7 protein-coding genes and 1 pseudogene are annotated in these 13467 nt (G+C 37.9%); 5 read left to right on the top strand and 3 right to left on the bottom strand.

The window, feature by feature from the left end; all coding sequences use genetic code 11:
* Nucleotides 1–89: 89 nt before the first annotated feature.
* Complete coding sequence (tagD, locus tag CUC15_RS17280) at nt 90–491, bottom strand: glycerol-3-phosphate cytidylyltransferase (RefSeq protein ID WP_114917857.1); 402 nt, start codon at nt 489–491, stop codon at nt 90–92.
* A gap of 117 nt (nt 492–608) precedes the next feature.
* On the opposite strand from tagD, the gene CUC15_RS17275 reads away from it, so the two are divergent.
* Complete coding sequence (locus CUC15_RS17275) at nt 609–1334, top strand: WecB/TagA/CpsF family glycosyltransferase (protein ID WP_114917856.1); 726 nt, start codon at nt 609–611, stop codon at nt 1332–1334.
* 55 nt (nt 1335–1389) lie between these two features.
* On the opposite strand, the gene CUC15_RS17270 is transcribed toward CUC15_RS17275, so the two are convergent.
* Nucleotides 1390–1788: an RNase H family protein gene (locus CUC15_RS17270; protein WP_114917855.1), complete on the bottom strand. Its 399-nt coding sequence runs from the start codon at nt 1786–1788 to the stop codon at nt 1390–1392.
* A gap of 480 nt (nt 1789–2268) precedes the next feature.
* On the opposite strand from CUC15_RS17270, the gene CUC15_RS17265 reads away from it, so the two are divergent.
* Together CUC15_RS17265 and CUC15_RS17260 are read left to right on the top strand one after the other, a co-directional pair.
* A complete protein-coding gene (locus CUC15_RS17265) occupies nt 2269–6819 on the top strand; it encodes an endonuclease (RefSeq protein ID WP_114917854.1) in 4551 nt (1516 codons plus the stop codon).
* Between the two features lie 201 nt (nt 6820–7020).
* Entirely contained in the window at nt 7021–8136 is a 1116-nt protein-coding gene (locus CUC15_RS17260; protein ID WP_242985894.1) for an SGNH/GDSL hydrolase family protein, read from the top strand.
* 67 nt (nt 8137–8203) lie between these two features.
* Here the strand turns inward: CUC15_RS17260 and CUC15_RS17255 are convergent.
* Nucleotides 8204–9876, bottom strand: a pseudogene (locus tag CUC15_RS17255) (peptide ABC transporter substrate-binding protein).
* 223 nt (nt 9877–10099) lie between these two features.
* On the opposite strand from CUC15_RS17255, the gene CUC15_RS17250 reads away from it, so the two are divergent.
* Nucleotides 10100–11815: an alpha-glucuronidase family glycosyl hydrolase gene (locus CUC15_RS17250; RefSeq protein ID WP_114917853.1), complete on the top strand. Its 1716-nt coding sequence runs from the start codon at nt 10100–10102 to the stop codon at nt 11813–11815.
* Nucleotides 11812–13404, top strand: a complete 1593-nt coding sequence (locus tag CUC15_RS17245) for an FAD-dependent oxidoreductase (protein ID WP_114917852.1) — start codon at nt 11812–11814, stop codon at nt 13402–13404. The genes CUC15_RS17250 and CUC15_RS17245 overlap by 4 nt, the downstream gene beginning before the upstream one ends.
* The last annotated feature ends 63 nt before the right edge of the window (nt 13405–13467 follow it).

The raw sequence follows: 13467 nt of genomic DNA, 5'->3' as shown, positions 1-13467 counted from the left end.
TGCAATGGCAATCTAAGACAATACTATTATAAATGATAGATATTAAGAATGGATTACAATAATAAGTAAATAATAAGTAATTTACTATATTAGAATTTTTGCCGATTCTTTAAGAAGGCATTTTGTTTAATAGTGGAACTGGATATTCCATTCGTTCGAGGCAAATAGATAACGCCGCAATAATCTTGCAAATTATCAAATTTACCCTTCCAGTCGTCACCCATCACGAAAATATCAATATTGTATTTTTTAATATCGGAAACCTTTTGTTCCCATGAATATTCTGGAATGACAAAATCGACATATCGAATTGATTCTAAGATTAGTTTACGATGTTCAAATGAATGATATGCCTGCTTCTTTTTTTCTTGATTAAATTCATCAGTAGAAATTCCTACCGTTAGATGGTCGCCCATCGCTTTTGCCCGCCTTAGCAGATGAATATGGCCAGCATGGATTAAATCAAAAGTGCCATAAGTGATAATCTTCATCGTGGTGTATTCCTCCAAATAGCGCGACATTGATTAAATAATACCACATATTACGTCTAAATTTGATATATTATTAATAAATATATCAAATTTATGGGAGCAAAAGGATGTTAATAAATGGGGAATGAAATAAAAATTGCATCAATCAATATTACTAATCTAAGCAAAACAGATTTATTACATTATCATCTTTTTCCGAGATTGAATCGACAGCAAAAGTGTATGGTTGTTTTAGCGAATTTGCTGCTGCTGCTTGAAACTACAGACAATCAAGCATATAAAGAAATAATCGAGCAAGCAGATTACGTATTGCCAGCGAGTAAAGGCATAATATTGGCAGCGAAGAATCGAAAACAAACCTTTCATGAACAGATTGATAGTGTAGCTTTAATGATAGATTTGCTTAAGTTTGCAGAAGTCCAAGGACTTAGCTGCTATTTTTTGGGTGGAAAAGATTATATTAATGAAAAGCTTATTTTAGAGATAGAGAAGCAATTTCCGAGATTAATCATCGCTGGTCATCAGCATGGGGCATTTGAACCTACTGATTCACTTATTATGGAAAATGTTCGCGTGAAAAATGCTGATATTGTATTCGTATCGTTGCAGGGGAATAGCCAAGAGGAGTGGATGGCAAATATATTTGCTAGCTGTAAGAAAGGATTATTTATCGGCGTTGACGAGAGCTTTGATATCCTAGCGGGAGAAATGAAACGTACTCCCGACCTATTGAACAATCTAAATCTAGGCTGGTTATACCGAATGGTTGCCAAACCCTCTCGAATTAAGAATGCAGGAAAAAGCCAGCGAATGATAAAGAACATTCTGTTGGGAAAAGACTAGTTAGTTGCCAGTTCTAGGCAGGTGCCTGTCACTCCTCAAGTTTTGTCGAACATTGTCATTTCGGTCGTTGCATCTGTAAAGCCTTTCTCGCTAACAGATCAGCATTCTTATTTTGACTTTCAGGAATCCATTTAATAAAAAAATATGGAAAGTATTGCGTTTCTTCTCTTATTTTTTCCAGTAGGGGAAGAAATGTTTTGTTTTTTGTAAAGTCTTTTTCTACAACATCCACTACCACTTGTGAATCGGAACGCAGCGATACAATCTCATTTGGGAATGTTTCTTTACATATTTCCAGTGCCTTGATTACCGCATGAAATTCCGCCTCGTGATTACTTATTACATCAAGGGGAAATGTATATTCATAATTTTTCCCAGCGGCTTTAATAAAGATACCAGCACCACTAATTCCCAAATTACTATTCGATGCACCATCTGTATAAACCTCAATCAACTTGACCCCACCTTTATCCAAAATCATACAATAAAAATAGTTGTTAAATGTGCTCACACATCAATCTTACCGCATCATCTAATTCTTAACAATCCTTCCGGCGGTTAGTAATAAATCTAGCTTTCCCACGCCTCCTATATAAAGTTTTATTTACAAAAACATAACCATAAATTAACAAAATGACGATAATTATAGGCATAAAGACTGAATTTCCTTTTCGACAAAATAACTGAATGATAATCATTAAAAGTGAGGAAAATAAAAGAAAGACGGTCCAAATCTCTCCATTAAATAAAAGTTGTTCACAATTAACATTAAAATGTATTAGTTCCATTAGTCCTAGTTCTTTAGTTGTGAATGTTTCGAATAATCCCGATTAGGGTAAATTGACACGATTTTTAATGATACCTATAATTAACTCGAATTGATAGAATACTAGAAAATTAATGGGTTTGACCCTAAAAGGAGAGCTTAATCAAAATGGGTAAAAGTATATGGAAAAGGATAATGAGTTTATTGTCGGTATTTATACTTGCAATTAATTTGTTGCTTCCTGCACTGCCAATGGCTGCAAGCGCAGAAGAAGGAAATGCCTCGGATTTAATCATTTCGGAATATATCGAGGGAAGCAGCTTTAATAAAGCAATCGAGCTTTATAATGGCACAGGTCAACCAATTAATTTAAGTGAGTACACGCTTGAACTTTATGCAAATGGAGCGACTTCAGCTAACCAAAAAGTAAAGCTTGAAGGTACTTTGGCGGCTGGTTCAACCTATGTTTTATTTAATAGTCAAGCAATTGAAGCGATAAAATCCAAAGGCGATCTTGCAAACAATACGGTCATTAATTTCAATGGTGATGACGCAATCGTACTTAAAAAGGCAGACCAAGTGACAGATTCAATTGGTCAGGTCGGCGAACGAATTGAAAACTTAAAAGATGTTACTTTAGTTAGAAATGCAGATATTACAATAGGCGACAAAATCATTGACGATGCCTTTGACCCATCAATCGAATGGACTGCATTCCCTAAGGACGATGCATCGAATTTAGGGGTACATGAGATTAATGGCGCTACACCAGAAAATCCTGAAGAACCAGTTAATCCAGATGGTGTCATTTCCATCGCGGATGCTCGCCAGCAAGCGACTGGCGATGTGACAGTAAAAGGAATTGTCACAGCAAAATTAAAGAATACAATCCACTTTCAAGATGAAACAGCTGCACTTGCAATCTATCCAAGCTCTTTAGATGTAGAAATCGGTGATGAAATTACGGTTTCAGGTTCACTTGGAGCATACAATGGCTTATTGCAATTACAAAATGTAAGCCTTGATCAGAAATCGGCAGATGTTGGAGCTCCGGATGCAACAGTATTAACTGGAGAACAACTTAACGAAGAAAATGAATCGAAACTAGCAACAGTAAATGAAATTACAATTGAAGATGTACAAGAAGGAAATGGCTGGGCGAATTTTACTGTCACTGACGGAACAGAATTTATCGTCCGTGATGAAACTGGAACACTTGGATTAGAAGTAGGCAATACGTATGATTCAATTACTGGAATTGTCCAGGAGTTCAATGGCGCATTCCAAATCATCCCAAGAAATACAGCAGATATTATTGCTGACGAATCGGCAGTTCAAGCGGTAACTGCAACACCAGGTGCAGGCACTGTACCAACAGGAACAGAAGTAACGTTATCGACTGGAACAGAAGGCGCAACAATTTACTACACTACGAATGGTGATGAACCAACAGAAGAAAGTGTTGTATATGAGGAAGCTATCGTGCTTGAGCAAGATACGACAATTAAAGCAATTGCAGTGAAAGAAGGACTGACAGCAAGCAATGTTGCAATATTTGCATATAACGTTTTTGACCAGGAGGCGGGAATGCAAATCCATGATATTCAAGGAGAAGCACATGAGTCGCCTCTTGATGGATCGTTTGTTACAGATATCCAAGGTGTCGTGACATATACGTATAAAATTGGCAGCGGAAACTATTTCCATTTCCAAACACCAGATAACTTAGCGGATAATAATGCAAATACTTCAGAAGGTATGGTTGTATATACTGGTAATAAAGTTGCGAATGTAGCAGTTGGTGATTTGGTAAGTGCAACAGGTACTGTTGATGAGTATCACATTGATGGCTATAACGATACAAAACAAGATACCGATTTATCTGTCACACAAATTAATGCAAGAGATGATCGTGGTGGAATTGTAGAAACTGTAAAAAGCAATGCAGGAGTTCCAGCACCGATTGTAATTAATGAAAAAAATCTTCCATCCGAAGTAATCGACAATGATAGCTTCGAGGAATTTGATCCAGAGGAAGATGCGATAGACTTCTGGGAAAGTATAGAAGGAATGCTTGTTGAGGTTGGCACAGTGAAGGCTGTTGCACCACAAGAGCATGGCGATTTAATTACAGTTCTAGAGAATAGAGAGACAAATACACTTCATGGTGGCGTGAAGCTAACGGAAGAAACAGCGAATCCAGATCGTATCCAATTCAAACTATACGATAATAACGAAGCAAGAGATTTTGAAGTAGCAACTGGTGATAAATTTACAGGTCCAATTACTGGTGTTGTAAATTATGGCTTCCAAAACTATAAAATTTATGCTGATTTAGAAGATATGCAAGCTAAGTTTGTAAAAGGGGAAGCAACACCAGAAACAACAACGATTGAAAAAGAAGAGGACAAGTTAACGGTAGCATCTTATAACTTGGAAAACTTCTCAAATAATAAAGCTTCATCATCTGATGATAAAGCAAGGAAATTAGCCAGAGCATTTGCAAAAGACATGCAAAGCCCTGATATTATTGGTGTAACAGAGGTCCAGGATAATAATGGACAGGATGCAGGGGACTCAGCAGCAAATGAAAGCTATGAGCGTTTAATTCAAGCAATTGTCGATGCTGGTGGCGTTAAATACGAATATGCCAATATTGATCCGGTGAATAATGCGGACGGTGGTGCACCGAATGCAAATATTCGTGTTGGCTTCTTGTACAACCCAGAACGTGTGACATTAACAGAGGGTATGCCAGCAGGTGATGCAACAACAGCAGTTGGCTATGAAGATGGAAAATTAACACATAATCCAGGACGAATTGATCCAAACAACGATGCGTTTAATAGCAGTCGCAAGCCTTTAGCAGCACAATTTGATTTCCAAGGGGAAAGTGTTATCGTGATTGCTAACCACTGGAATTCAAAATCTGGGGACACGCCATTATTTGGCTCTACGCAACCACCAGTTTATGACAGTGAAGTGCAGCGTAAGGAAATTGCTACAATCGTAAGTAATTTTGTTACAGATATTAAAACACAAAATCCAGAAGCAAATATCATATCTGTCGGAGACTTCAATGATTATCAGTTTACAGATGCACTCAAGATTCATGAAGGTGAACATATGACAAATATGATTAACAAGGTTGAGGACGAGGATCGTTACACGTATCTTTTCCAAGGAAATTCACAAGTACTTGATCATATTTTAGTTTCGAATAACTTAGTGAAAGAAACAGAGATTGATATTCTTCATATCAATGCAGACTTTACTGATATGGCAGGACGTGCTAGTGACCATGATCCAGTAATGGTTAAGGTTGACTTAGCAGCTGGAGATGTTGAGGAGCCAGGTGAACCAGAAGAGCCTGAAAATCCAGAGGAGCCTGCACCGGTTAAACCTGAGAAAGAATATGATTTTACAAACTTAGAAGCAAAAGAACTCGTTCTGCATGATAAGAGTGTATCAATCACACTTGATTCCAATTCCGAAATTAAGAAAGGCATTGAATTTACTGGCGAATACGCAGAATTCAATGGAGATGGATTCAAGAAGACGGAAGTAATCATCAATCCGAAAAAAGCAGGAGCGACTATTGATTTTAAAGGAACAGAAATGAAAAAAGTAACGATTGTAGGGAAAAATGTCGCAGAAATAAGAGGCGCTGAAAACGTCCAGAAATTTAAATACAAAAAGGGTGTAAAACCTAATGATATTCGATTCGTTGATTCAATCGAAGAAGAACCCGAAGCACCGGTAAATAATCCACCAGCATTAACAAAACCTTTTACAAATCAAAAGGTGAATGCAGGAGAGAGCATTGAATTAGCATTAACCGAGTATTTTTCAGATGCAGATGGTGATAAATTAACATTTACTTCTACAATGGGAGAAATTGATTCAGATACGCTAGCACTTAAGCTTGAGGAAGGCAGCCATATTGTAGCTGTTACAGCGACAGATGGAACAGAAAGCATTACAGAAACGTTCAGTGTAACGGTAGAAGCAGTAAAAGCAGAAATACCACAAGCAGATTATTATGGAAGTGCAATAGGTAAAGAAGGAGAAGCCTTAAAAGATTCCTTACATGAAATCATTGATGACCATCACGAGCTTTCCTATAGCGAAGTTTGGGATGCATTGAAAGTAACTGACGAAGACCCGAATAATTCGAATAATGTTATCCTGCTTTATTCTGGTGAATCACGCTCCAAGAATAAAAATGGTGGCATGGTCGGTGACTGGAATCGAGAGCATACATGGGCAAAATCTCATGGAGACTTTGGAACAAGTAAGGGGCCAGGTACTGATATCCATCACTTACGACCAACAGATGTGCAAGTAAACAGCTCTAGAGGAAACCTTGATTTCGATAATGGTGGCAATGCTGTGAAAAATTGCGCTGATTGTAAGCGGGATGGTGATTCCTTCGAACCGCCAAATGAAGTAAAAGGTGATGTCGCTCGAATGCTGTTTTACATGGCAGTACGCTATGAAGAAGGCGACAGAGTAGATTTAGAATTAAATGATCGCGTGAATAATGGCAGCAATCCATTCCATGGGAAAATTTCTGTTCTGCTTGAATGGCATGAACGAGACCCTGTCAGCGAATGGGAAATAAATCGCAATAACAAGATCCAAGAATTCCAAGGCAATCGCAATCCATTTATCGATAACCCAGAATGGGCAAATGACATTTGGGGAGAAGCACTCTAAAAATAGACATGAAAAAATGCAGTTCCTGAAGTGGGAGCTGCATTTTTTGCGTAGTGAAGAACCTCTAGTAAATAAATACAATTATTTATAAAAAATCACTTTAAATCAACATTCTGTTAACAATAGATTGCTATTATAAAATTAACTTCAAAAAATGACCGGTTTTCTAATACGATCAAGTGAAAAGAAGGAGGGAAAGATATGGAAAATCCTAATTATAATTGGAATAATTACAGTATGGAGCATGTATTAAATATCCAGGAACAACAGGCAGGTTCAATTGAATGGCATGATCCTAAAAACTATCCTTTTCAAGTTAGCGGTTTCGCGTGGTTCGATCAGGAAAAGGAATACCGGCGCATGCCTTCACGTCCAAAAACAGAACTTCCATTATGTGTAAATGAATTGGCTAATTGTACGTCTGGCGGACAGATTCGATTTAAAACAGATTCAGGAAGGCTAGTAATAAAAACAAGGCTTTCTGGTGTAGCAGATATTGGCCATATGGCAGCAACAGGACAGTCTGGCTTCGATATTTATATTGGCGAGCCAGGGAAGCAGCATTATCTTGCAACGGCAATCCCTCCAATCCATGAGAAAACCTATGAAGCTTCAATTTGGGATTTCACAAATACCTCTAGCCAACTCAGGGAAGTGACGATAAACCTTCCATTATATCAAGGGGTCGAGGAGCTGCTGATTGGGATTGATCCTGATGCTATTATTGAAGAACCAACGCCATATATATCTAAGAAACGGGTGTTATTTTACGGCACATCTATTACACAGGGCGGCAGTGCGAGCAGGCCAGGAATGTCCTATACAAATATTTTAAGCAGAAGATTTCAGCTTGAATTTATTAATCTAGGATTTTCCGGCAGTGGTAAAGGGGAGCGAGAAGTTGCCATAGCTATCAGGGATATCGAAAATCCCGCATGCCTGGTAATTGACTATGAAGCGAATGTGACACCAGAGGAATACGAAACGACATTGGTTTCTTTTATTGAAATCTATCGTGAGCAACACCCCTTCGTTCCAATAATGGTAATGTCGCAGATTCCACATGCAATGGATATTCTCCCTGAACGAAATCTAGAAACGATGAGGCGCAGAAATCATTCGAAAAAAGTAGTAGAGCTGTTTAAGCAAAATGGTGATACACGAATCGGATTTGTGGATGGTTCGAAATTGCTCGGAATGCGCTGGCATGAAGGTACAGTTGATGGTGTGCATCCAAATGACTATGGATTTATGAAAATGGCAAATGGCTTGGAAGCACCATTGTGGTCTACGTTGAAGAGTGTTGGAGTTGTGTAAGCGGGCCTTCAAGTACGATGTAAATTCAATAAAAAAAGGGAGTGACATAAACACTCCCCCAGTAGACTTACTCTGCAATATCAATCCATTTATAATTATCTGAGCTAACAGGATAGGTAATATAATCTTTGAGATAATCCTTTTGCATGTAAGAAATACCCTTTTGATATAGTGGGATAAGTACCGCACTTTCCTCAATCAGCATTCTCTCTGCCTTTTTAATGCTTCCCAGCGTTGCTCAGGATGATAAGTCAGATCCGATTTTGAACCGAGCACAAGCTTATCGTATTCTGGATCGGAATAACCGGTATGGTTTCCTGGACTATCTGTAATGAACAGATTCAAATAGGTCAGCGGATCCTGATAATCTCCGCCCCAGCCAGTAATAATCAGTTCATAATCCTGCCCAACGTTTGCAGCAATGCTCGCTTTAGGCGATAAATTTCTTATATTTATCGTCAGGCCAGGAAGATTGGACTCCATTTGAAATTTAAGGTTCTCTGCTAATTGCTTAGAAGCAGAGGAATCACTGCTAATTAATGTAAATTCAAGCTCGGTCTTGCCTAATTCTTCTAATCCCTTCTCCCAATGCTTCTGCCCTTTTTCCGGATTGAATTCTGTAAGGTCACCGTTTTCTGAACGGAAGTCCTCACCAGTTTCGGGATTTCCTGCTAAACCTTTTGGTACATTTGCATTCGCAACGATAGAGCCATTATTTAATAGTTCATCAACAATGACTTGTTTATCAATTACCATGTTTAATGCTTTTCGGATATTTAAATTAGCAAGATCTGTCGTCTCGCCATCTTTCCCTTGATTCATCTTTAAATAAGTGACAGCTCCTGTTAGTTGTGTAGCAAACTCATCTTCACCTTGGAATTGCTGTACATTATCACTCGTTAATTCGACACGGTCAAGCTGCCCATTCAAATAAAGATTCACAGCCGTTTCTGTATCCTTTACAACGTTCACTTCGATTCTATCAACATTGACTGCATCCTTATCCCAGTAATTCCCATTTTTTTCATAGTTCCAAGAGAGGTCGGTACTAGACCAATCTGCAAGTACGAAGGGACCGTTAAACAAGGTATGTTCACTATCTGTTGCATACTTATCCCCTTGCTCCTCAACGAATTCCTGCTTCTGTGGCATAAATGTTGCCGTTGTTAATAGTTCCTTGAAAAATGGTATTGGACTTTCAAGCGTTACTTTGAGGGTTTCGTCATCCAGTGCTTCAACCCCTAACTCGTCAGGAGACATATCTCCGACTAATATCTCTGTTGCATTCGCAACAATTTCTTCTAACTGTGGTCCGTATGCTGCACCTGTTTCTGGATCGACAACCTTTTTCCATGAATATTCGAAGTCATGTGCCGTAACGGGTGATCCATCTGACCATACGGCATCATCTCTTAATTTGAAGGTAAGAACCTTACCATCTTCCGTAACTTCCGGTTCTTCAGCTGCTAATGCTAATTCTGGTTCACCATCTTTATCTAAGCGATATAATCCTTCAAATACTTGATTGATTACATTAAAGCTGAAATCATTATCAGCTAAAGTAGGATCAAGCCCAGGAATTTCTCCTGCTGCACTTAGTCGAACCACTTTTTCTTCTGTTGCTTTCGAATCCGCATCTGCTTCATTTGTTGATTTTTCACTTTCTTCGGTTGAGCTACAAGCCGCTAGCACCAATGAAAGGATGAATAAAATGGCTATGAATTTTTTTATGTATTTCATTTACAATGTTCCCCCACTCTAGATGTAAGTTTTATGCAACATCTATTATATTAGCTATAAAGATTCTTACAGTAAAATTATTTGATTGGATTACTTGGTTTTTTGGATAGAGAAAGGGAGTGACAGTCCTCCTCTCTCAATATCTAAACTCTAAGCACATTAAAGCCCATTTAACGACCCGCTCACCGAGTGACAGTTAATACTGGTAATGATAACATTCTAAATATATAGAAAAAATAATAACAGAGAGGACCAGATTCACTTGAACTCATTAATATATTTTAATAATCATTTAACTTTAAAATTTGCTGTAGAAGAATTAAGGCGGTTAATGAAGAAGGCGGGATTACAAGTAAATATTTATCAAAATCCTGATCTAAGCACTTTAAAGGAATTCAAACGAATCTTTATCATGCTCCAGGATGAGTTTAATTCCTCCTCATTTTCTAAAGAAAATCTGTTCATTGAAAAAGACGGGTTCGCCATATATGAAAATGGAAAAGAAACATGGATCATTGGTAAGGAAGAACGCTCAACATTATATGGGGTGTATCATTTTTGTGAGAAAAGACTTGGTTACAACTGGATTAATCTAGATGAAGAACACTCAAAAAAATCTAATCTTGCTCAGGGAAATAACAATTGGAACATAAATGAACCCGCTTTCAAAAGGAGAGGGAATATTTTAGAAACGATAAATGATCCGATCTATATTAGTAAGTTGATAGACTGGGGTGTTAAGAATGGGTTTAACGAATTCTTTTTTACCTTTACTCTCTGGGATGAGATTGGAAAATATATAAGAGAAGAGCTGGAAAAGCGCAGTGTAAATGTTACGTTAGGGGGACATAGTTTACGTTTTCTATTAGAAGCAGCGGGGCAATCATCAAATGAAAGTGGCGATTTTTTTATAGCAGAATCGCCATTGCAAAAACTAGTTATCGAGGAAATTGTTAACATTTGCAAAAAGACCCCAGTGGTAACGAGAATCTCATTGTGGCCGGAGGATATTGGGATAAGCGAAGAAAAATTTTCTGATTTTATGCATATCTATATTGTTTTTGCAGAGCGATTAAGAATCGCATTAAAAGCAGAGAAATTACGAGTTGAAGTGGAGCATATCGTCTACAATGCAGGTTTAGTATGGAATATGTTAGAGCGAAATGAAAAGGTAATCCCCTCCAATCAAGTAGATATACTTTATGCATACTGGGGAAGGGATTATTCACAGTCCATCGACAACAAAACAGCAGAGCAAACCCGTGCGACTAACGCCTTAAACGATTGGAAAAAACAAGCGGAAACTAACCAGAGATTAATCACCGTTTTAGAATATTACAGTGATCATTTCATGTTAAGTGAACTATTTCCACCGTTAGTAAAACGGATAGATGAAGATGTTAAAGCATATCGTAAGTTAAAAATAGATGGTTTACTTAATCTAATTGTGCCAACTCATGAAAAAGGACAAACTTCAGTAATGATGAAAACATATCCATGGAAATGGATTCAACAGTTGAATAACTATTTCTATGCAGGCTTGAGCTGGGGGAAAAGCCGTGACCAACTTTGGAAACAGTTTGGTTCAACACTTGGACCAGATAATGAAAGATATATAGAGGTTTTATTAGAGTTAGAGAAAATAGTCTCCAAACATACGAAATGGAATGTCTCATTATTTCCTGCAAGAGTGGTAGATCCGGAGAAGGTTGGTCATCCAAATGATGCAAGATGGATAATCAAATTCCTAGATGAAATTATTCTGTTCTTTAACAAACAAGATATAGAAGTAGATATGGAACTGCTAATGGTGCAAAACAAAAATAATACTGCTTCGTTTTCAAATGAGGAAATGCTATTGATTTATTTCTACTACTTAAAAGAGTCAGCAGAATTTTATAAGAAAGAATGGACAAAGCTTTTGGAGGGAACTAAATGAATTTTATTGACCTTAACTATTATATGCCATCAAAAAGTAACGCCGAATCCAAGGTTATCACAAAAGATTTAATCGTATATGGCGCAACGCCAGCAGGAATTACTGCAGCCATTCAAGCTAAAAAAATGGGTCTAAGTGTTGCAATCGCAGAATTTAGTAATCATATTGGCGGAATTACGGCCAGTGGATTAGGGGCTACCGATTTAGGTGCGAAAGAAGCAATCGGTGGGTTATCGAGGGAATTTTATCAACGACTGGGTAGCTATTATGGAAAAGAAGAACAATGGACGTTTGAACCGAAAGCAGCAAAACTGATTTTTACGGAATGGGTTAAGGAGCATGATATCCCGATTTATTACCGCCAACATCTAAAAGAGGTAGTCATGGAGGATAGGGAAATTAAAGTGATTATCATGGAAGATGGAAATGCTTTTATCGGTGAATATTTCGTGGATGCAAGCTATGAGGGTGATGTGATGGCCAAGGCGGGTGTTTCCTATTCTGTAGGGCGTGAGTCTAATGAAACGTATAACGAAACGTATAATGGCATTCAATTTGGGTATCCGCATCATAAATTTGAAGTTGCAGTCAATCCTTATGTGATTGAGGGCAACAAAGAAAGTGGTCTGATTCAGGGGATTACAGAAAACATCAATGAAGAGGAAACTAGAGGGGAAGGAGACAAGCGGATTCAAGCATATAATTTTCGAATTTGTTTAACGAAGAATGCAGGTAATCTTATTCCATTTCCAAAACCGTCAAAATATGATCCGGAAAGGTATTTACTTCTATTAAGGTATATTCGCGCTGGGGTTTGGGATGCGATGAATCTTCATACGATGCTGCCAAATGGAAAAACAGATTTAAATAACTATGGAGGATTCTCGACAGACAACATCGGTATGAATTATGATTGGCCAGATGGCAGCTATGAAATACGAGAGGAAATTTTCCAGGATCATGTGAATTATGATATGGGCATGCTATACTTTTTAGCAAATGATGAGCGCGTACCACTATTTGTCCGTCAAGAAGTAGCACAATGGGGATTACCAAAAGATGAATTTGAAGAGACGGGGAATTGGCCACATCAGCTCTATATACGGGAAAGCAGAAGGATGATTTCGGATTATGTGATGACAGATAATAATTGCTTGGGAGAAACTGTAATTGAAGACTCTATTGGACTTGCATCCTATCAAATGGATTCGCATCATGTAAGAAGAGTGCTGTTGGATGGAAAAATTGTAAATGAGGGGGATGTCGAGATCCCTATTTCCCCTTATCCAATATCCTACCGTTCTGTTCGTCCGCGAAAGGAAGAATGTACAAATTTGCTAGTACCTGTCTGTTTATCCAGTTCACATATTGCATACGGTTCTATTCGCATGGAGCCAGTATTTATGATTATTGGGCAATCGGTAGGGATGGCAGCTAGCCTAGCATTCAAGAATAAATTGGCTGTTCAGGATGTTGATTTTGAAGAACTTAAGGCAAATCTTATGAAAGAAAATCAAGTTCTAGTATGGGATAATTCGATTGAGGATGACCCTGTTGAGAGAATGAAGCAGACGTTTGGAAAGGAATAATTATCTTTAGTTCAATTTATTCAAAACACGATTCTATAAATAAAAAGGTTTTCTACAACCGTA

It is taken from the genome of Oceanobacillus zhaokaii, from assembly GCF_003352005.1.
Classification (GTDB): Bacteria; Bacillota; Bacilli; order Bacillales; family Amphibacillaceae; genus Oceanobacillus; species Oceanobacillus zhaokaii.
This window is presented reverse-complemented; position numbering and strand designations above follow the sequence as displayed.